The sequence below is a fragment of the Streptomyces sp. NPDC058955 genome, from assembly GCF_042741435.1.
Lineage (GTDB): Bacteria > Actinomycetota > Actinomycetes > Streptomycetales > Streptomycetaceae > Streptomyces.
Window position 1 is genome coordinate 11,052 of record NZ_JBHYKM010000002.1, and the last position, 22,220, is coordinate 33,271.

7 protein-coding genes and 1 pseudogene are annotated in these 22,220 nt (G+C 67.1%); 1 reads left to right on the plus strand and 7 read right to left on the minus strand.

Annotated elements, in window-relative coordinates:
• From gltX to metG, 3 genes and pseudogenes are all read right to left on the minus strand, one after another.
• Nucleotides 1–1,224: pseudogene (gltX, locus tag ACFW1I_RS01125) on the minus strand (glutamate--tRNA ligase); the annotation flags it as partial.
• Between the two features lie 132 nt (nt 1,225–1,356).
• Nucleotides 1,357–1,977 carry a restriction endonuclease gene (locus tag ACFW1I_RS01130; protein ID WP_384664899.1) on the minus strand — a complete coding sequence of 207 codons (621 nt, stop codon included), beginning with the start codon at nt 1,975–1,977 and terminating at the stop codon, nt 1,357–1,359.
• Nucleotides 1,978–2,277: 300 nt separating this feature from the next.
• The gene (metG, locus tag ACFW1I_RS01135; RefSeq protein ID WP_384664901.1) at nt 2,278–4,002 is read right to left on the minus strand and encodes a methionine--tRNA ligase; all 1,725 of its coding nucleotides are present in this window, start codon (nt 4,000–4,002) and stop codon (nt 2,278–2,280) included.
• Nucleotides 4,003–4,356: 354 nt separating this feature from the next.
• Between metG and ACFW1I_RS01140 the strand changes: the two genes are divergently transcribed.
• Nucleotides 4,357–5,070, plus strand: a complete 714-nt coding sequence (locus ACFW1I_RS01140) for a creatininase family protein (protein ID WP_384664903.1) — start codon at nt 4,357–4,359, stop codon at nt 5,068–5,070.
• Nucleotides 5,071–5,584: 514 nt separating this feature from the next.
• Here ACFW1I_RS01140 and ACFW1I_RS01145 read toward each other — a convergent pair.
• From ACFW1I_RS01145 to ACFW1I_RS01160, 4 genes are read right to left on the minus strand one after another with little or no spacing between them, the layout of a single operon-like run.
• Nucleotides 5,585–7,729 carry a UvrD-helicase domain-containing protein gene (locus ACFW1I_RS01145; protein WP_384664904.1) on the minus strand — a complete coding sequence of 715 codons (2,145 nt, stop codon included), beginning with the start codon at nt 7,727–7,729 and terminating at the stop codon, nt 5,585–5,587.
• Nucleotides 7,729–14,334 carry a DEAD/DEAH box helicase gene (locus ACFW1I_RS01150; protein WP_384664906.1) on the minus strand — a complete coding sequence of 2,202 codons (6,606 nt, stop codon included), beginning with the start codon at nt 14,332–14,334 and terminating at the stop codon, nt 7,729–7,731. The genes ACFW1I_RS01145 and ACFW1I_RS01150 overlap by 1 nt, the downstream gene beginning before the upstream one ends.
• Before the next feature lie 9 nt (nt 14,335–14,343).
• A complete protein-coding gene (locus ACFW1I_RS01155) occupies nt 14,344–19,263 on the minus strand; it encodes an Eco57I restriction-modification methylase domain-containing protein (RefSeq protein WP_384664908.1) in 4,920 nt (1,639 codons plus the stop codon).
• On the minus strand, nt 19,260–22,196 hold the full coding sequence (locus ACFW1I_RS01160) for a DEAD/DEAH box helicase (RefSeq protein WP_384664910.1): 2,937 nt from the start codon (nt 22,194–22,196) through the stop codon (nt 19,260–19,262). Before ACFW1I_RS01160 ends, ACFW1I_RS01155 begins: the two co-directional genes overlap by 4 nt.
• Nucleotides 22,197–22,220 lie beyond the last annotated feature (24 nt).

The following is a 22,220-nucleotide window of genomic DNA, read 5'->3' on the forward strand; positions in this document are numbered from 1 at the left end:
GTGCCTGTGTCCCCCCCCCCCCCCTAAACCCCCGCACTTCAGGTTGTCCGCCTTCCAGTCCGGGACGGTGGCCAGCTCGGCACGGGCGTCGGACAGGATGTCGCCGGCGCCGGCCTTCATCGCCTTGTTCCACGACGCCTCGTCCTCGACCGGCTCGTCGAGGAACAGGAAGTCCACGTAGCTGGTGATCTCCGACAGCAGGGCCAGTCGGGTCTGGGCCAGCGGGGCCGCCACCTCGAAGAGGTCCTTGTCGAACGCCTCCGGCGCCCACGGTGCGTACGGGGCGACGAGCCACGGCGCGCAGGCGTTGGCGAACTGCTCCGGCGAGAGCGCGCGGATGTAGTCGCCGTTGAACGCCGTCAGCTTCTTCACGTCGAAGAAGGCCGGCGCGGTGTTGACGTCCTCGATCCGGAAGAGCTGCTCCAGCTCCTCGTACGGCATGATCTCCCGGTCGTCGCCAGGACCCCAGCCCAGGAGCATGAGGTAGTTCACCATCGCCTCGGGCAGGAAGCCTTCGGCCAGGTAGTCCTCCAGCGCGACCTTGTCACGGCGCTTGGACAGCTTCTGCCGCTTCTCGTTCACGATCACCGGGAGGTGCGCCCACACCGGCGGCTTCGCGCCGAGCGCCTCCCACAGCAGCTGCTGCTTCGGCGTGTTCGACAGGTGCTCCTCGCCACGGATGACCTGCGTGATGCCCTCGTCCAGGTCGTCGACGACGTTGGCGATCAGGAAGACCGGGGACCCGTCACCACGGGCGATCACGAAGTCCTCGATGGCGCTGTTCGGGAACGCCGGCTCCCCGCGGATCAGGTCGACCACGACGGTCTCGCCCTCGTCCGGCGTCCGGAACCGCAGCGCCCGGCCCTCCTCGAAGGCCAGCCCCCGCTCCCGGCAGAACCCGTCGTACCCGAGGTGGTCCGACCCGGTGCGTTCCTTCAGCTGCTCCCGGGTGCAGTCGCAGTAGTACGCCCGGCTGGCCGCGAAGAGCTGCTGAGCCGCTTCCCGGTGCCGGTCGGCATTGTGCGACTGGAAGTACGGGCCCTCGAAGGCCGTGTCCTCGCTGTGGATGCCGATCGCCGCGAGCGCGTTGATGATCCCGTCGATCCACTCCGGCTTGTTCCGCGCCGCGTCGGTGTCCTCGATCCGCAGGACGAACGTGCCGCCGGACTGTCGCGCCACGGCCCAGTTGTAGAGAGCGGACCGTGCACCACCGACATGGAACATGCCGGTCGGGGACGGGGCGAAACGAACGCGAACCGGAGCAGTAGACATGCGCTCCAGGGTACCGACGCCGGAGACCCTCTCTGGACCACCCCGCCCACCTCCGCACCGTTGTTTTCCGGCCGTCCTCATTCTCTACTCGTACGTCTCCTTCCACCGCTCCCGGTGCTGCCGGTCCCCTTGTCCCAGCCCGTTCACCGCGCCGAGCGACAGCAGCGACGCCCCGTTGTTCCACACCCCGAGGTGATCGCGATGGACAGCGAGGATATCGTTCTCCGTGGCGAACCTCTCAGCCGGCCCGCTGAAGTACGTGGTGGCCACGAAGATCGCCACGTCGACCTTGAAGTGCACCCTCGCGCCGAGCAGGTCCCGGACCTCTCGGCTGGGAATCTTGCTCTTGGGCGTGTACCGCTTGCACTGGATCACCATGCTCCGCCCGTCGGGAAGGAGCCCCAGCACGTCGGCCCCGTTGTCGTGAGAGCCGCCGACCCTTCGCACGTCGGCACACCCGTCTCGCCGGCACAGGTCCACGACGAAGTCCTCGAATTCCGTCCCCGTCATCGCGTCGACCTCGGCAAGCGTCCGGTGCCCGGCTTTCACGGCCTCGTCATGCCGCCACTGCCGATCGCCGCTCTTGATGAACCGATCGGTGCGCCACAGCCACCACCCACCGCCGGCGACGCCACCGAGAACGAGGGCGCCCACGAGATAGGGCCAGATCTCCCTCCAGAAGGCCATCAGCACGAGGAGGGTCACGCCTCCAGTGATGGCGCTGATCTTGAGTCGCTGCTGGCGACGCTTACGCGCAGCCGATACCCGTCGCTTCCGTGCCGTCGCCATGGCCCTCCCCTTGGTCCAGCACAGCAGGATCAAGGAGGCGGCACCGAACCGTAAGGGCGCTGATCAGCCAATGGCTGATGTCGTTCGCTCGGCCTGCTGGAGGATGGGGGAGGGACCTGGCTGGTGTCGCATGTGTCGAAACCAGCAGCGGTCCGGGAGTGCTCACACCCGTACCGCCCTATGAGAGTCGGGGCGGTACGGGTGCGGGGTTGCCTGTCAGGCGTCCGGAGTGCCGCCGAAGCGCTCACGGTAGGACTCCAGGTCCTCCTCCGTGATCTTCGCGAAGAGCACCGGCGGCACCGTGAACGCGGTACCGGCCAGGACGGTGTCCAGGGACTTGGCCTGGTCGGCGGTCACCCAAGTCGCGGTGTCGTTCTCCAGGGCGAAGGCCCCGCGCATGGCGGCGGCCGACGTCGGGATGAACGGCTCGGAGACGACCGCGTACAGGTGGATCAGGTTCATCGCGGTACGGAGCGTCAGCGCGGCACCGTCGGCGTCAGTCTTGATCTCCAGCCAGGGAGCCTTCTCCTCCAGGTAGGAGTTGCCCGCGGACCACAGTGCACGCAGGGCGGCGGCGGCCTTGCGGAACTGCAGGGCCTCCATCTGCTCCTCGTACTCGCCGAGCAGCCGTGCGATCTCCTCGCCCAGCTTGGTCTCCGCCTCGCCGGCGGCGTGGCCGGCCGGGACGTCGTCGCCGAACCGCTTGCGGGAGAAGGACAGCACGCGGTTGACGAAGTTGCCGAGGGTGTCCGCCAGGTCCTTGTTCACCGTGGCGGTGAAGTGCTCCCAGGTGAAGGAGGAGTCGTCCGACTCGGGGGCGTTGGCGATCAGGAAGTAGCGCCAGTAGTCGCCGGGCAGGATCTCCAGGGCCGCGTCGGTGAAGACGCCGCGCTTCTGGGAGGTGGAGAACTTGCCGCCGTAGAACGTCAGCCAGTTGAAGCCCTTGACGACGTCGACCTTCTTCCAGGGCTCGCGCACGCCGAGCTCGGTGGCCGGGAACATCACCGTGTGGAAGGGGACGTTGTCCTTGGCCATGAACTGCGTGTACCGGACGGTGTCGTCGGCCTCGTACCACCACGACTTCCAGTCCCGGATCTCACCGTCCGAGGCGGCGTCCGCCCACTCCTTCGTCGCGCCGATGTACTCGATCGGGGCGTCGAACCAGACGTAGAAGACCTTGCCTTCGGCCGCGAGCTCCGGCCAGGTGTCGGCCGGCACCGGGACACCCCAGTCGAGGTCGCGGGTGATGGCGCGGTCGTTCAGGCCCTCGGTCAGCCACTTGCGGGCGATGGACGTGGACAGGTGCGGCCACTGGTCGCTGACGCCGGCGATCCACTCCTCTACCTCGTGCTGGAGCTTGGACTGCAGCAGGAAGAGGTGCTTGGTCTCGCGGACCTCCAGGTCCGCGGAACCGCTGATCGCCGAGCGCGGGTTGATCAGATCGGTCGGGTCGAGCACGCGGGTGCAGTTCTCGCACTGGTCGCCGCGGGCCTTGTCGTAGCCGCAGTGCGGGCAGGTGCCCTCGACGTACCGGTCCGGCAGGAAGCGGCCGTCGACCGGCGAGTACACCTGGCGGATCGCCCGCTCCTCGATGAAGCCGTTCTCGTTCAGCTTCCGCGCGAAGTGCTGGGTGATCTCGACGTTCTGCTGCGAGGAGCTGCGCCCGAAGTGGTCGAAGGCCAGCTCGAACCCGTCGTACACGGCCTTCTGCGCGTCGTGCGCCTGCGCGCAGAACTCGGCGACCGTCAGCCCGGCCTCCTTGGCGGCCAGCTCGGCCGGCGTGCCGTGCTCGTCGGTGGCGCAGATGTAGAGGACGTCGTGACCGCGCTGGCGGAGGTACCGGGAGTACACGTCCGCCGGAAGCATCGACCCGACCATGTTGCCCAGGTGCTTGATCCCGTTGATGTAGGGAAGCGCGCTGGTTACCAGGTGTCGAGCCATCCTTGGATGCTCCATTTCGTACGTACGGCGCCGGTGGCGCTGCCACGGCGGACCCAGGTCGGAGGCCGCAAACGACGCGGACCAGGCAGGTCGCGAGGGAGCGTCACCAACACGCGGTGACGGATTGGGATTGCAGCCACCGCCATCGTATCGAGGGCGCTGGATTCCCTTCGCGGTGATTTCGGCGCCGGCTTGGACGGCCGAAAGTGCTCGGCCGTCCGGGACAGGCGGCCAAGCGAGTCCCGTACGGCCGAGGCATCCCTCATTCTAGGGCCGGGGGCTACCGCGGAGTCGTTGCTGAAGGACCGATGTAGTCGGCGTGAGCCCACACCGTGGCCGACGAAGGGGAGTGCTGTGAACCTGTTGCCAACTGCTACGAGTACCGATGTCGAGGAGCGGCAGCCGCGTGTCGCTGTCCTGCCGATCGGTTCCTTCGAGCAGCATGGCCAGTACCTCCCGCTGATCACCGACACAGCGATCGCCTGCATCGTCGGTCAGGAGATTGCCAGTGCCTACCCGGTGCACCTGCTTCCACCGATCACGATCTCGTGCAGCCACGAGCACGCGGCGTTCCCGGGCACGGTCAGCATCAGCGCCAGGACCCTGTTCGCGATGATCGACGACATCCGGGCATCCCTCGCGCGCTCCGGAATCGACAAGCTCGTGATCATCAACGGCCACGGCGGGAACTACGTCCTGTCCAACTTGGTTCAGGAGGCGAATGTCGACGGCCCGACGACATCCCTGTTCCCGCTGGGGCCTGACTGGACTCGCGCCCGGGAGTGCGGCGGACTGGTGTCAGACCGGCACGGAGACATGCACGCCGGCGAGATCGAGACCTCGATCCTGCTGCATGCCGCTCCCGACCTTGTCCGTGACGGGTTCGCCGACGCAGACCACGATGGCGGTGATCGCCTGTTCCTGCTCGTCCGGGGGATGAGCGAGTACACGAAATCAGGGGTCGTCGGCTTTCCGTCGCATGCCACGGCGGATAAGGGGAAGGCCGTTCTGGAGAGCCTGCGATCGAGCTTCGCGCAGCACCTTGAAGCGCTGGGTGAGTGGACCTGATCGCTCTGGAGTCTGCCGTACGCAACCTTGGCGGTCGGATGAAACATTTGGCGGCCGGGGCGTGACCGAACGTACCTCCCACGAGTTCCGCTCCTGCCGCGCCAACCGACAAGCCGTGCTTCCACCGGCCCGCTCGGAGGTCGCCCCAGACTGCAAGTGCAGAGCCGTACCGGATCTCCTTCAACCGACACCGCCGCCGGTGAGCGTTCCAACGGGGGCGGTGTCGGCCGACTTCTGCACTACGAGGAGGTCAAGCCTCGCTGAATGGCGATCTCCACGGGGGAAGGCCCATCCTCCCCCGCAATCTGAATCGGCTGTGCCGGGTGCAGCGGCGGCTGGCCGAGGAACCGCGGAACCGATTCTTGATGTGGCTGCGTCGCGTGCACCAAGAACGGATGGCGCAGGAAGACGCCCCCCGCCCGACCGGTAGCCAGTACTTGAGGGGGTCCGGAGGTCGCCTCGAGAGGTCCCGTGGCCGCTAGGTCGTCACTGCTCAGTAGTCAGGTGTTCCTTCCTATGCGGCAGGATCGCGGAGGAATTGGCTGGGGCGGCCCGACCAGGTGATCGACAGCTGCTCGCGGGCGCGTGTAGCGGAGACGAAGAGCAGAGACTGCTCGCGGCGGAGATCTGCGGCGTACTGGAGGCGGTCCTCGGTCTCTGGGGTGATAGCGCTGGGTAGCGGCATGTGCTGGGCGCCGGCCCCGACGATGGCGACAGCGCGGTACTCGAGTCCCTTGATGCGGTGCATCGTCATGACGTGGACGCCTTCGTCGGGGTCGGGGACGCGGTAGTCCTCGACCTTTACCGCGGCCAGCTTGGCGTCACGCAGTGCCTGAACAGCGCTGTCGGCGATCGCGTGGGTTCGGGCTACGACCGCGATCTCGTGGGGCTTGATCCCCTCCTGCTGCCAGCTCTCTACGCGCTTGGCCAGCGCTGTCATCTCTTCGGAGGAGGTGCGATAGCCGGTGGTTTCAGGTCTGGCCCCCGCCAGGACAGAGCGGTATCCGCGCAGATGCTCCGGGTTTCCGTCGAGGTCGTCGAACTTGGAGTCGCCGAGAAGGTTCAGGGAGGCGGCGAGGATTTGCCGGGTGGTTCGGTAGTTGAGGGTCAGCCGCTTGGACCGGCCACGGATCTTGATGCCGTGGGCACTCAGGGACGTCCGGTTGTCGTAGATCCGCTGGTGCGCGTCGCCGACGATGAACAGGTCGTCGTCGCCGTCGGGGACCAGCGCGCGGAGCAGCTTCCAGTGGGCGGCGTGCAGATCCTGTGCCTCGTCCACGACGATGTGCCGGTACGGCCGCTCTTCGTCGGACCAGCCGGAGGCGATCCGGGCTGCCTGAACGGCGAGCTGGGTGACGCCAGCGGCCTTTTCACGGTCGAGTCTGCGCTCGAATTCCTCGACGAGGGACCAGACTTGGGCGCGTTCGGGGCGGTTGAGGCGTCGTCCGCGCCCGGCGCGGCTGGCGGCGAAGTACTCGTCGCGGCTGCGGATGTCCTGGGCCAGCACCACCTGCTTCCACTCGGCGTCGAGGAAGCGGCCGTCGAAGCGGGGCGTCTGCTGCTCCTGGGAGAGTTCGATCCACCGGTTGAGGATCTCGCCGTCCTTGAGCCTGCTGGGCGCTTCCGCGCCGAAGGTCTCCTTCACGGTGCCGTAGGCGACCTTGTCGATGTTCCGTACGTCGACCTTGGCGAGCAGTTGAGCGCCGCCGAGGTCCTTGAGCATGGACTTGAGCAGGTTGGCGAGGTTGGTAGTGAAGGTGGTGAGCAGGATGGCCTGGCCGGCGGGCAGGCGTTCGGCTAGGGCCTTGACGCGGTGCAGGGCCACGACCGTCTTGCCTGTTCCAGGGCCTCCGGTGACGCGGACGGAGCCCTTGTAAGGGGTCTTGCGCTCGGCCAGCGCCCGCTGTGCCGGGTGCAGGAAGATCCGCCAGGCGGACAGGGGCTCGGTGAGGATCCGCCCGAACTCGGCGAAGTCGCCGGTGACCACGAAGGCTTCCTTGGTGGCGGGGCGTTCGATCGCGGCCTCGTAGTCCTGAGTGTCGACCTCGTCGTCGGTGGCCGCGAGTGAACTGACCTGCTCCCAGACCTCTTCGACAGACATGCCGTCCGCGAGGCACAGGATCACGTCGCGAGCCAGCTTGGGCAGGGTTTCGACGATGCCGAGGACCGCGTCCTCGCTGCGGATCTCGCGGAGCGCCGGAACGACGGAGGCGTGGACGCCCAGTCGTTCGAAGTCAGCGTCGGAGACGCTGGCGAACAGCGACGGCGTGTCGGGCGTGGCACTGGCGGCCTTCGCCTGTCCGCTGAGCGTGCCGTAGAGGCTGCCGAGATTGATCAGCTCGATGCCGCCGGTGACCTTGTTGATGTCAAAGAGGATGTTCGCGGCGAAGTCGTAGGCGTCGTCGTGCGGCAGCACAGCGACCAGGTAGTAGATGCGGTCGGCATAGTGCATGAGCACGGCCCGGTAGTTGTCGGTGACGCGTGCGGTGCGGACCCTCTTGTCCTTGGCGCCTTTCGGCGGCTTCAGGTTGAGGCCGTTGGAGTCAGGGTCGCGCTGCATCTTCATGATGAACTGCAGCACCTGCGGCTGGACGGAGCCGTCCAGCGCGTCATAGGACTTCCCGAAGACGTCCGCCATGATCACCTTGGCGCCGGACATCAGTTCCCCTCCAACTTCTTGATGAGCTCAGTTACATTCACGGCGCCAGCGCTCGCGACATACCATCCGTCGCGCGCGAAGAGGGCGTCTCGCCCCTCGTCCAGGTCGATGAAGACGGCGACCTTCCTGTCTGGCCAGGCGAGTTCGGCCTGCATCGCCTGGTCCCCGTACTCGAAGCCGACTTCGGGCACGTCGATGCGTCCGTGGCGGGCTCCCTCGACGAGAGCGAGCAGGACGTCCTCGACCTGGGACGAGGCCCATTCGATCGCTTCGGTCCATGCCTGAGGCAGTGGCTGCGGGGCCCCTGCCTCCGTGGGCAGCGCACTGGTCAGCAGAGCCACGGTGTGCGGATCGACCTGGCCGCTGGTGGACACCGCGACCTGGTGGAAGGAGCGGGGGAGTTCGTCGGGGCCGGCGGGCTGCAGGAACTGCAGCAGGTTCGACCAGCGCAGCCAGTCCGTCCAGCGGTCCTTGTGCTCGTTGTCTGCGATGGCTTCCGGCCGGTCGTCGAGCACGGCCAGCGCCGACCATGCCCGCATGTCCGGTTGCTTGCTGCGCGGCTCAGGCCGACGGTCCAGCAGGCCGATGATCCGCGTCTGGCCTGAGGTGCGAGCGTCGAACGCGACGGCCTCTGTGGCCGAGGCCGAGGCCGACAGGTTCGCGCCGCGCAGTACGTCGTGAAGCACCCGTCCGGTCTCTTCGCGGTCCACCGGCTGGGGGCGCGCCGCTGCTCCGAAGCCGCCCAGCAGGCCGGCTGCCCGTCGAGCCCACTTGGCCCGATCGGGGTCGGCGAGGAACTCCAGCAGGGTTTCGACCGGGTTGCGCAGCACCGGGTCGAGGGTGTCGTCGGGGCGGGCCTGGCCAACCAGGCTTTGATGGATCTGGCGGGCGAGCTGGAGTGCGGCATCTGTGTGAAGCGGCCGGGCATGGGCACGAACCTGCTGCCCTTCCGCCGCACTGCCGACACCTGCTGCCCACGTCATGACGTCGTCCCAGGTCAACTGCCATACCAGCGCGCCGTCTGCCCGGAGGGCCGCGCGCTTGGCGGCGTCGTCGGCGATGCGATTGACCTTCTCGCTCGCGTGGAAGGCAAAGCCGTCGAGGAAGACCGCGACCCGTTCCGCTGGGCCGTCGGTCCGCTCCAGGAGGAAGTCGGGTTCGCTGGGCACGGAGGTCTTCGTCCGTACGTGGTCCCGCATGCGCCAGCGCGTGGCTGCATCACCGCGTGTGAAACGGAGCTCGTGCTCCACTCCGCCCTGGCCGGCCTTGGCGGCGACCGACCCGTCTTCTTCGTCTCTGCGTCCCCAGGTGATCAGGGTGCGGACGAACCGGTCCTCCAGTTCGCTGTCGACGAGCTGGTCGATGCGTACGCCGGAGAGGGTGTCGACGGCTTCGACCGCCCAGTCCTTGAGGATCTCGTCCAGGAGTTCCTTCGCGATGCGCAGCGAGACGTGCGGGTGTTCGCTGCTGGATACGAAGGGAAGCAGGCAGCGGTGGCAGGGGGTACGCTGCTCCTCCTTCTGGCAGGGGCAGTCCCGCAGCGCTGTCTGCGCGAGGGTCAGGACACGGTGCAGCACCGTGGCGTCCGCCAGGTGCTCCAGGTAGCCGGTGCCGCCGGGCATCGAGTCGTGCAGGACGAGGAACCGCCGTCGCAGTTCCTGGCTGTCGCCGGGCATGCTGTCGGTGACCACACGGATGTGGTCGGGAGCGCCGCCGAAATGCTTGGTGATGCCCAGGAGCAGGGCCGCCTTGAAGGAGATGAGGCGGTCGGCGAGGTCGATCGTGGAGACGGGCAGCAGGATGCGCAGCGCCTGGGTGGTGAGCTCGTGGGCGAGCAGCAGTTTCTCAGTCGGCTCGTGGGCAACGCCGTCGTCGCGGTGTGAGCACCAGTACGCGTGGCGGGTGCCGATCCGCTGGGCCGAGGGGTCCCATGCCTGCGGGTGGGTGCCGCGCACACCTCCGCATTCCAGGCACGTCTCGAAGCCGGAGACCTGGACGTCTTCTCCGCGGATCGCGTGGGTCGATCCGGGTGCAGCCGAGGGGCCGAGGTTGATCGTGCGGATCGTCGCCACGCGGGCAAACTCGACGCCGAAGGGCAGGCCGCTGCCAGAGCGGCGCCACGCCCTCAGTCCTTGCGGCTGGTCCTTGTCGATGTCGACGAGCGTGACCACGTCGAACTGCTTGCGCTCGCGTTCGTCCCGCTCGTCGGTCAGCCGGGCGTCTTCGCGTCGCTCCCGGGCGAGGACCCGCTCGGGCACCAGCACCTTGTGCACGGCCCCCGGGTCGGCGATCTGCGGTGCCTTGCAGCGCGGGCAGGCGGCGATGTCGAGCCCGGTCTCCTCGGTCGCCACGAATCCGCATTCGGGGCAGAACCGCCACAGGGCGTACGCGTTCTCGCCGCCGCCGACACCGGTGCCGAGGTCCACGGTGCTGACGATGAACTTGTAGCCGTCACTGTGGAAGATGTTGCCCGGGGCAAGTTCGGTCAGCGCGAGCCGGGAGCCCCGGCCGTAGTCGGTCGAACTCTCGTCGAACTCCCCGTCGCTGTCCTTCCACCACAAGGTGGCGTCCAGGACGGTCGCGTCGTCGTGGAGGGTGTAGTTGGGCAGCAGGCCCAGCCGCACCAGGGCGTTGATCGAGTTCTCCGAGACGAGGGCGTCCCGGCGCTTGCGTACGGTCCGCTGCTCCGCGAAGAGCTGGCGCCGCTGCTTGTCGCGTTCCGGATCACCCGAAGCGGTCGACAGCGCGTCGAAGGTCCGGCCGATCTGCCGCATCCTCGAGCGCAGGGCAGCCACTCGCTTGTTCCACGCGCTGGCCGCAGCCCCGACGGCTTCCTCCAGGCCCTGGGCAGCGAAGTGCTGGACGCCCTGGGCCGCGGCCGGGGTCATCGCGGGGAACAGAGCGATGAACGCGTCGGACAGCTGGGCATGGCGGGTGCCCGCGACGTCGAGGAAGCGCCTGAACCAGCCGTCCTCGGCCAGGCCATGTCCGAAGAGCTCGCCGATGCGCGGCGGCATGGGGCGTTCGGGGATCGCCGTGCCTTCCCACAGGCTGCGGTCCGCGGCGCGGTCGAAGAGGAAGGCCAGGTATTGGCGGCGCAGGATCTCCGAGGCGTCCAGGTAACAGTCTGGCGGGATGATCCGGCCTGCCAGCATCTGCTCCGGAGCGTGCAGGTAGTAGTGGCTTCGGGCGCCTCGCGGTACAAAGGTGACGGTGAGCGAGTTGCCGGTGCTGCGGCCCGCCCGGCCGATCCGCTGCGCATAGTTGGCAGGTGCGGGCGGCATGGAGGCGAGAAGTACGGCGGACAAGTCGCCGATGTCGATGCCGAGTTCAAGGGTGGGCGTGCAGGTGAGAACGTTCGGGTCGAAGGCCGAGGCCCGGTTCTTGAAGGCAGCTTCAACACGCTCACGCCGCTCGCGGCTGAGCGCGCCGGTGTGCTCAGCGGTCAGTACGTCGCCTGGACGGTCGATGGTGTACAGGTGCCGGTAGTAGTCGGCGGTGTAGTCGCGGTCGTCCTCCACGAAGTGGCCTGAGCAGTGGAACCGCAGGCACGCCGTGCCCATCCAGTCCTCGCGGCGGCTCGGTGGTACGGTCTGCCGCCAGGTGCAGGTGTCGCAGCGCACCCCGCACGCGTTCACGGCGTCTTCCCCGCCTGGTGCGGCAGTGTCGTCGATGCGGTGTATGAGGACGTTGCGGGGCTTCAGCGCGTATACGAGCGCGCCGCCCTCGGCGTGGTAAGTGGCCAGGATTTCGCGCTGGGCGAGCAGCTTCATGGCGAGCTCAGCCACCGCGCGTGCCTCGCGCCGGTCGCAGCCCAGCGAACGGTGACCCCAGTCCGCGAACCAGGTGTTGTCGCGGGTCAGTGAGTCGAAGCCGGTGGTGCGGGTGCTGCCCGACACGGGGAATGCGGGGGCAGCGAGGCCCCTGGGGAAGGCAGGCATGCCGGTGGGACGGCCGCCCCAGACAGGCCAGCGCCTTGCGCCGGCCTGCCGGATGTACTCCTGCAGCCAGGGGTGATACAGCGCCCCGCGCAGGCGGAGTCGCTCGGCCAACCCGCGCAGGAATACTGCATACGCCTCGTCGTCTGGCGGTAGCGAAATCTGCCCCGGCAGGCGTTGGTGCCGCTCCCGCAGTTCGGCGCAGAGCGCGGGCAGATCCTTGAGGTCGACCTCCGCGGCAGCGGTTCGGGTCAGCTCCAGCGTGCGGCCCAGGCGGGAGCGCAGACCGAACTCCATGAGGGTCTGGAAGACCATACGGCTCTGCAGCATGTCCGCGCCGGCATCGCTGAAGTCCTCTGTTTCGTCGAGGAGCGTGAGGATGTCCGGGTTCTCTCGCAGATCGGGCGGGACGATGGAAGCGAGTTCGCTGCGTTTGCCCGCGCCTGCCGCCGTAACGACGGCCTCGGCGGCGTCAGCAGCGAGATCATGTACAGCGACAGGCTGGCCCGCGGTGAGGTGCTTGGTCAGCAGACCGCGGAAGGTGAAGCCGAAACTGCGGTTGGCGATGAACGCGGCGCGGTGGGTGGCGTCCTGCACCGAGTCGGTGAACACGAGCAGCTTCCGCTCGTCGCCAGCGAGTCCCCGGTCAGAGAAGAGCTGCGTGGTAGTGACCGAGGCGAGAGTGGCGGTGCCAGCACCGAGGAAGCGCATGCCGTCGTCGAGACCACACGAGGGGCACTCCTCGTCAGGGGCTGCGGGCAACGGCCCATGGGGCGTGATGACCGCGACGGTGTCCTCGGTGGGGTTGGTCGTCAGCCGCTCATTTTCGGCGTGCAGGTGCAGTACGGGGTACTCGTCCGGGCGAGCCCGCAGCATCCAGCGCACGGCCCGCTTCTTCTGCGCCGAAGCCTTATAGATCTCCAGGGTGTTCGTCTTGAGCTGCTGCCACTCAAGTTCCGTGGACAACGCAGCCCAGCCGGACCGCCCGCAATGACGGCAGTACACGGCAGGAAGATGCCGCCGGTAGGGCGGCCCCACAGGGCGACGCGACGCATCGGTCCGCTCTCCGCCCTCCCCGGCGCTGTCGACCTCTGCCGGTTGGTAGATGGCGAGGTTGGCGGGGTTCGGCCGGGAGTCCCCGGTCGGCCCGTCATCGTCGTACCAGCGGAAGTGGGGCTCGGCGGTCGCCGCACGAATGACGCGGCGAACCTCACGTACCCAAAGCTGGGCCTCAACCCGCAGGAAAGGGCCAGGCTTTCCCGTCACCGGATGCGGGGTGCGGGCGTGCGAGATCAGTGCGAGGATCCGCGCGAAGGCGAGCTCGACGAGCCGAGGGTCGCTGCGCGCTGCCTCATCCCAGGCCGGTCCGCCACCGCGCTGGGCAAACTCGCGGGCGATATCTGGGATGGTGACTGGGCTGCTCCCGGCGACGTCGAGGATCGCCTTGACCAGGATGTGCTGCTTGAGCTTGGCGCCGATCTGAACCGGATCACTGAGGGGTTGGCCGAGCATGAGCCGGGCCAGGTCCAATAGCGCTGACTCGTCGTCCAGGGGGTCGGGCAGCGCCGCCAGAGTGGCAGGGGCCGGCGAGGGGAGCAGGAAGTCTGGGTGGGTTACGACTTCTCCGGGCAGCAGTCGGTCCTCGCCAATGAGCGCGGCGTCGGGAAACGGTGTCCCGAAGACCTTTTCCGCGAACTCACGCAGCAGCTCTCGATCAGACCTCTCAGGTCCGTCGAGGGCCAGGGACGAGGAGCCGCTGGGCATTCCCCCGCCGAGCGTCGCCGACGTCGCCACGGGCGTGATGTCGCCGAGGGGGCGTCCCTCGCGGGCTGCCCCGGTGGCTGCGCCGAGGCGGCGCAACAGCATCGCCACGTCGGTGCCCTGGGCGCCGTCGTAGGTGTGGAACTCATCGAGGACGACGAAGGCGAGGGAGCCTGATTTCCAGAGCGGAGCATCCGGAACGCGCTGGAGTAGGAGATCCAGCATCTTGTAGTTGGTGAGCAGGATGTCCGGCGGATCGGAACGGATCGCGTCCCGATCGGCGATCAGGTGCTTGATAGTGGGATCGCCAGCGAGGGACGTCGCACCAGTGTCGCGGCCGTACGAGCCGGGCTCGTTCTCGTCTTCGTCCGATGCCGAGCGCGGTCCGGAAGCGCCGCCGATGTAGATGCCGGCAGTGACGTCCTTCAGGGCTGCCTCGGTACCGAGGAAGTCATCGATACGGCGGGCCTGGTCATCGGCCAGGGCGTTCATCGGGTACAGGAGTAGGGCCTTGACCCCTCGCTGCCCCGCGGCGCGGGCACGAGCGCAGTGGTCCAGGATCGGCACGAGGAACGACTCGGTCTTACCGGACCCGGTGCCGGTGGTGACGATGGTCGGTTCCGGCTGACGCCCAGCCTTCGAGGACAGCCGCTGCCAGGCCGCGGCCTGGTGTGTGTAGGGCGTGAAGCCCTTCGGGCACCAGTCGAGCGCGGCCTCCCAGCCTGGGCCTGCCTCCCGGAAGGGGGTGCGCACACGCAGATACGGCCCCCGGAACAGCCGGCTCTCCGGCCGCTCCAGGAATGCGTCGAGCTCATCGCGCACATCGTCATCGGCGAGAGCGAAGCTCGTCGTCAGGTAGGTGGCGAGGGCGCGGCGAAGGTCCTCGGCGACCAGAGAGGGCAGCATGACGGCGTCTTACCTGCTTTCTGCCGGGACATCGGAGCGGACCTGATCGGCATCGGCAACGCCGAGGAGATTTCCGTGGTCTCCGTGCTCGGCGGCGTACGCGGCGTAGTCGCCATATTCACCGGCGAGCAGCCGGGCGGTGAAGTCTGCGTGGGCGCGGGTCATCTCGGCCTCGCGGTCGGGCTTCACCCATCCGTCTGGGACCTCGGGGGCCGGATCGCCAGCGCGGGCGGCCTTGACCCACGCCTTGACAACCGCGGCCTCCTCTGGCGTCTGTCGGACGCCTACGTTGTGGGTCGCTGCCCCGATCTTGTGGCCGTCGGAGGCATAGAACGCTTCCCATTCATACTTGCGCAGCACGGCGAACTGCGAGCGATACATCGCACACAGCTGTTCGGCGCTCAGCCCGAGCATCACAGCCGCTAGGGCGTCGATCTCCACCAGGGCCATCCGGCGGTCGTACTCGGTGCGCAGCGGGGTGGCCACAGACCAGGCCCTTGACACCTCATCCAACGCGGGGCGAACGGATGCGGTGTCGGTCCAGCGGTCTCTCTGCCAGGCCGACTCGAAGAGCTCCTCCCACAGAGGGGCGTAATCGCGGGTCAGACAGTTGAGACGCAGGGTCCGTAGGAGAAGGGGAGTGGTAAGGGGATGGGAAAGCGGGCTGGGGAAGCTCCGTGCTAGCTCGATATTGACCTTGGAGGCGCCGGAGACCTTGACCAGGTAGTCAAAGACGAGCGAAGCCCAGAGTCCAGCGACGACGCCGGTGCCGCGGTTGTTTGAGCGAAGGGCAAGGGTGTGAACCGCATCTACGTGAGTTGGCCCGGGAGGCAGTAGAGCGGGCTGAAGCGAGCGCTCGGTATTCGACGTGATCATTCTGCGCCATGTCACCCGGAAGAAGTCTCCCGAAGGCACGTCGCCCCAGGACCGTCGTGCCGCGGCGAAGTCCACCTTCGAGCACGCCCGCGCGTAATTGGTACGCGGCACCAAGGTTTCGGGGAGTTCTTCCAAGTCCCAGTCGGTGTAGTCCTTGTTGGATTTGCAGCCCGGGTTGGGCTGCTTGGCGAAGGGGGTGGCGACTGAGAAGTGGGGGCCCTGAAGCACAGCTTCGTCCCAGGAGGCGGGCACGGCGCTGCGCTTTTCGATAATTCCCTTCTCCCTGGAGGTTTTCTCATTCAGCTCGAATGAGAACCAATAGGGGTGATCGTGTAGTCGTTCACCAAAGGCGGCGAGGACTTGAAGAGCTTGGTTGTCCTCCACCGTCACCGGACGTAGCACCCTGGCTTGTTCGGCTGGGGTGTCCGGTTCATCGATGACAGCGGCCCAACTGGCGAGCACGCCTCGGTCGACGTGCACGATGCGATCCCTGTGGGGACGGAGGTCCCAGCCCCCCTCGGGAAACTGGATCCCCGGCAGTGGCCCTTCACCGCTGTGGGTAAAGGAGCCGTCCACGATGGAGGGATGCACAGCGCGGGCGACCTGGAGGAAGTCGATTTCGCGAGGGGGGCCATAGACACTAACCCCGAAGGGCTTGTTATTGTCGACATCTTCGAATAGCAGAATGTTGTTGCCATATTGGAAGTGTCGCCTGAGTCTGGCGTACGTGGAAGCGCGGAAAGCACCACCCCGGGGGACGGAGAAATGGTTCTCCTCGTGGATCAACGCAACTGTGCCCTTTTGGCCCATGCTGCGCCAGGTCCGCTCCATGAAGTTCAGATAGAGGTTGGTCCGAAGTCCACTCAACATCGGGTGGTCAACTGCCGAGCCCAGGTGCGCGTCGCTCCCCACCCAGGAAGAGAGGTCGGCGAGGTAGGCCCGCAATACTCCGGGTTCGGCCAGTGCCGTCGCCCGCCGATCTGTCCTAACGTCCTCGGTTGCCTGCTTCTCCAAGCCGAACCAGGCGTCGTACTCTGCTACTGCGAGATCGTCTTTCCACTCGGAGTTGAGCCACGGCGGGTTCCCCACCTGAAGGTCGAAGCCGCCGTGGCTGAAGACATGCGCGAACTCCAGCTCCCAGTGGAAGAAGCCTTCCCGACGACTGATCGCGTCAATCTCGCTCAGCCAGGGGAAGCGCAGGGCGATTGCTGGCATCTCGGCGCACTGGCTCATCAGCCGGTCGTTGGAGTCGTCCACGGCGAGTTGGTCGAAGTCACCGGTGTCGCCGAAGAGGCCGAAGAGGTCGTCGTGTCCTGCGGTGCTTGCCTTCTTGATCCCCTTTGCCTTGGCGGCCTTCGCTTTGGCCGGCGGCACACCTAGGAGGGCCTCGCAGAAGTCCAGCCATTCGGCCAGGTCCGGGGGCTCAGGTGTGTCGCGCTGGCCCACTGGCCAGAACCAGAGAGCGCACCAGGCGTCCATGACCAGCTTCAGCCGGCCCAGCGGGGCGCCAGGCTCTTTGAGGGCTGCCTCGATCCGCTCCCGTGAGACGGCTCCCGAAGATCGGGGCAGTGGCCGGTCCGGCTCCACCTCCCAAACGGCGATGTCGCGGCGAATCTCCTTCTCAGAGATGACGAGCCGCCGCCTGGCCAGCTCCCAGAGGCGCTCGACCCTGGTGGCCAGGGCCAGAAGCCGCTTACCCTGGGCGACGCTCGGGGTGGAGGCGGCTCGCTTACGCCACTCGGCAAGCTGATTCCGGTCTTCCTTGGCCAGCTCTTTTGCCTCGCCTGAGTCGGCGACTACTCCCCATCCCTTTGCCGGGAGCAAGAAATGATGGATCTCCTGGCCGTCCTTGAAGGCGCTTTCATCCATGCCATCCTTCAGTGGGCGGTCGACTGGTACTGCGGTCAGCCACGCCTTCTTCTTCAGCGTCTCGGCGGCGTACACCGCGCGGCGCGCACCAATGAGGGAGTTACCGCGGCGCAGGTGGAGGCCGAACCAGGGGGCCTTGAGGCCCTCGTGCATCGCGTTGAGCCATAGCGACACCTCGGCCAGCTCGACTGCGGTGTGGTTGAGGTCCACGCCGTAGCAGTTGTGGAGGGCCAGGTATGCCTTGACCTTCTGCAGCTCTGCCTCGTACTGGTCCGGCGGCAGCTGCATGTCCTGGCCGCGCTCTACCGAGAGCTCATTCATACGGCGGCGCAGATACTCGGCGGCGAGCTGATTGATGGCCTCATTGAGGAACGCTCCCGAACCGAGGGCCGGCTCGCACACCACTAGATCCAGGATGTCGCGAGCCTTCGTGATCTCGCCATCCTGGTCGAGCAGCTCGGCCAGCGCGTGCTTGACCGTGCTACGGGTGAGCACCTCGGGGGTGTAGTACGAGGCGGAGCGCTGCCGCTCGCGGCCGGAGAGGCGGTAGACAAAGGAGCCCTTCTTGTGCTCGACCCGCCTGGGCACGCCTGTGATCTCGTCGGGGCGCTTGACGAAGACTTCGTCGTCGTAGTTGTCGGCTTCGCGCTGGGGGACGACCCATGTGCCGGCCAGCCCATCCGAGTCCGGCTTGGCTACCTCGTACAGGTCCTCGGAAGCGAAGAAGCCGGTGTACGACATCAGACCCTCGTACACCGCGCCAAGTTGGTTGATGCCGAGCTGGGCGTAGGAGATGAAGCCTTTGCCGGTGCCTTGGCTGAGCATGAGGCGGTTCAGCACTCGCCACAGCACCTTGTTGCGCAGTCGGGTGTCCACGTGCTGGCCGTCGATGCGTACCGATCCGATCAGCGGAGTGGCATTCGCGTGGAACAGGTCACTGCGCAGGGACTCGAAGCGGATGCCGTCCGCGTCCAATCCGGTGTCGCTCGGCTCCTGCTCTTCCAGGGCGCGGTGTCCCTGGTCGACGAGGCGGAACAGCAGATCCAGCGACTCGTGGAAGTGGAAGCCGTCTTGAGCCTCGTCCGGAAGGTCGTACGAGACGAGTTCACCGAGTCGGCCGAGCCCGTAACCGTCCTGGTAGGCGTCGTCCTTGCTGGGCAGGATGCCCAGTTCTGGTCGGACTTCCGCGTACAGCAGGAACAAAATGCGGTACAGGTAGCGCAGTGATTCGCGTGTGAGGCGGTTGGCGAGTTCGGTGCTGTCCCCGAGCTCGGAGGGGTCGCCATCCTGATCGTGGATGCGGTCCAGGATCTCCTGGGCGATCAGCTCGACGGACTGTCGCAGGCCCTCCCGCAGCTCTTTAGAGACGCCGACGGCGTGTTTGCGACCCTTGTCGACGAGGCTGTCCAGGAATCCAGCGGCTCCGCCTTCTGTCAGCAGGGACTCCGCGCCGAACAGGGCCGAGACGGCTTCCAGCTCGCCGCCGTCGGCGGCCAGGTTACGGTCGAGCGCGGCGTCGATGCTGACGCCCAGGAATCGGCCCTCGTGCCACGCAGTGCGGTCAGCAAGCAGCGCGGCACCGCCAGCGAGCAGGAGTACGAACCTGGGCGCGTAAGCATCCTCGCTGCCGAAGAGGAAGGTGACGGCGTCCGCCGCGCTGGTGATCTCGTTTCTGCCGTCCAGGGGGATGGGGGCGAGCAGCTGCGAGCCGCCGTCTTCGATGTCAGAGGCGACGAGTTCAGCGTCTGTGCTCCAGGTGACGTCCAGAGCGATCAGCTCGACACCCCCAGGCCCCTTTACCGCGAAAGCGACGGAGACTTCGCGGGGCTTGTCGCTGTGCATGACCTCGAAGACGCCGCGCCGGAACCTGGTGTGGGTGTCGCCCTCGTGCTCTGACGGCTCGTCTCCACGAGGGATGTACGCGAGCGCGGCGAGCAGAGCGTCGTTGAGCTTGAGCAGCTCGGATCCGCCGAAGTCGTCCTTCTCGGTGATGCGGACCTTGGCCTTGAAGTAGTCGCGGCCCAGGTTCCTCACGCCGGAGCGGGACGTGGGTGCTCCGGCCCGGTCCGCTGTAGTCCAGTGCTTGCGCAGGTCAGCGAGGTCCTTGGCGAAGAGCTCGGCGAGGTAGTGGGCGGAGATGTACTCACCGCGGTTGATGATCGCTTCAAATGCCACGGTGGTCACGCACCCTTCTTGTCACTGGCTGCGGCGGCGGGGACGAGGACCCCGATCACGCGGATCATCGAATCGCCCTGGGTGGCGAGCTGTTCGATCAGCTGCTCGACCTCTATTGCGGTGGTCTCCACCCGCTGTTCCTCATGCTCGCGTCGGATGCCGAGGGTGAGCTGCTCGAACGTCGACTGGCTCGCCTTGCGCCAGGCTGCCAGGCGCTTCTCGTACTCGGCCAGTTGCTCGATCAGCGGTTCTTCCTGGCTGCTACGTAGCGTGAGCAGGTGCTGCCGTGTGGCCTCGACCGCCTGTGGCACCAGGGCACGCAGGGCATCGATGTCCCCGGCGAAGGGCCGGTTCAGCATCTTCGGCTTCACGCCGGCGCGCTCCAGGACACCAACCAGATCGTCATCGAACACGGGGCTGCCGTACTCCAGTCCGGTCACGCAGGACCAGGCGAGGACTGTCGGGTGACCCTTGGCGTTGGAGTACATGCCCTGCATCAGGAACACCGGCCCGGGGACGTTGGCCGTGATGACTGGCGCGGCGTTGCGGGTGAGCCGGACCAGGACCTTGTCGGTGAGCCACTCCACCACCGGGTGCTGGTCGGTGAGGTAGCTGACGTCGGGCCAGCCGGACGTCTCGCGCCGCTCCTGCTTCGTGATCGCGCCCTTGCTCCTCTCGCCGCTGCGCTCGCGGGCGCGGTCCAGGCGCTGCTGAGCGAAACCGGGGTCGAAGGTGACCCTGAGCTTGTCGAGCACTCCGCGCTCGTCCAGGTAGGTCTGCGGAAGGACGAGGAGGCGTCGCTGTAGTTCGCGGTCTGGGGCGAAGGAGAGCATCTCGGGATGGTCCTTGTCCCACGCCTTCCCGATCTTCTCCTCGGGGTTGCCATAGACCTCGTCGAGCGCCTCCTCGACGAAGGCTCGTGTCGAGGCGAACAGCTGCGGTACGCGGTAATGGGCCCCCGACCCGTCGACGGTGTGGTGCGCCATGAAGAGGTTGAAGGGGTCGATCGGCTGTGCGGGGACGATCTCGTCGAACATCCTCCCGTCCGCGAGTCCCGACTTGATCGCGGTCTCTTCCGCCTCCTCGTCGCGCAGCCCGAGGATGGAAGCGGCCTCACCGAGCGTGCGGTGGACCTCGTCCTCGCGCTCCAGCAGCCGCCGCGAGACCAGTCGGTCGGCGGAGGGCACGTCGGGGTCCTCGTCCTGCCGGACCAGGAGCAAGGCTCGGACCTCTGGGGACGTCTGCTGGCCGTACCGGTCGATACGGCCGTTCCGCTGCTCGATGGTGATCAGCGACCAGGGCAAGTCGTAGTGGATCATCTGGTGGCACTGGCGGTGCAGGTTGACGCCCTCAGAGGCGATGTCACCCGTGAGCAGGACTCGCAGCTCGCTGTCCGCCAGGCCGAAGTCCTTCACGGTCCGCTGCTGCTCGTCATCGGGCCGGCCGCCGTGCAGCTGGCGGATAGCCCCGCGCCCCTTTTCGTCGCTCACCTCGAAGCCGAGCTCACCGGGCAGGGCCTCATGGAGCATCTGCAAGGTGGCGCGGCGCTCGGAGAAGACGACGACGCGCTTGTCGGACCCCGGCCCGATCCCCATGCCCTTCAGCTCGTCGACCAGGCGGCGGAACTTCGCCGCGTCCTCCACTGTGGCCTCGCCGGCGAGCTGGCCCAGCCGCGTCAGCGCCGATCGCTCTGCGGCGCGCTGCGCACCCTTTTCCGGGTGTTTCTGTGCGTCCTCGTCGATGCGCTCAATCCGGTTCTTCACCGTCTCGGCCAACGCCTTGTGCGAGGAGAGGAAGGCTTTCAGGAGCGTATATGGGAACAGCCTGGCGCCCTTGCCGCTCACCGGAGCCGACTGGCCCGCTTCCGGCCTGATCCAGACGTCGTATAGCTCTTCGAAGATCTTTTGTTCGGCGGGGTTCGCAACGCAGTCGAAGGCCACGGGCGGCTTGCGGGTGGCCCACTTGTGGCCGATCTCCGCCGAGACGTCGGGGGACATCTTGTGCCTGCGGACGTACAGGTGGTCGAGCTGCGTCTCGTCGTAGTCGCTGGTGTCGGGGATGGCGGTCGGGTCGAGCAGGCTCAGCAGCTCACCGAACGACTCGCGCTGACCGTTGTGGGGTGTGGCGCTGGCCAGGATCAGGGCGTCGGTCCTCGGGGCGAGCAGCCCCGCGAGCCGGTTGTTCTTGGTCCCGGTGTTGATCAGCTTGTGTGACTCGTCGATGACGACGGCGTCCCAGGCGACCTGCATGAGGTGGCTGCGCCAGCGGTCAGAGCGCAGGGTGTCGATGGAGATGATCGCGCGCTTGTAGTACGAGAAGGGGTTGCGGCCGGCTGGGATGTTCTGGCGGATGCGCTCGATGCCGGTCGAGTCCAGACGTACGAGGGGGATCGCGAAACGCGTCCACAGCTCGTGCTGGAACTGCTCCAGGATGTGCTTGGGCGTGACGACGAGGATGCGCTCGCCCCTGCCCCGGCGGATGAGCTCCGACAGCAGCAGCCCGATCTCCAGGGTCTTGCCCAGTCCGACTGCGTCGGCGATGAGCAACCTCGGGCGCAGACCGCGCAGGGCCGCTCTGGCGGGCTCGCGCTGGTAGGCGAGGTCGTCGAGGAGGTGTGTGCCGACGGTGGCGAGCCGTTGTTCGGACAGTGGAAGCGGGGTCTTGCGGATCAATGCGTCGATGAAGAGCCGGGAGCGGCGGCACTCCGGGGAGTCGTCGACGACGAGGTCCGTGTCCTCGGGCCGCAGAGGGGTGACCCGATCCAGGGATTCGTGGGCGAAGAAGACAGCTCGCTGGTCGCGCACGAGTGGGGAGATGCCGCGGACGTCCAGGCGCGTGCCGTCGTGAGAGGTCTCGGACACCTCAACGACCAGCCAGTCCTCGTCCCGTGCACGGACCTGCATGCCCGCGGCGAATTTGGCTGTGCCTGCGGAGCTGGTCACCGGGTTCCCTCTTTCGATCACTGT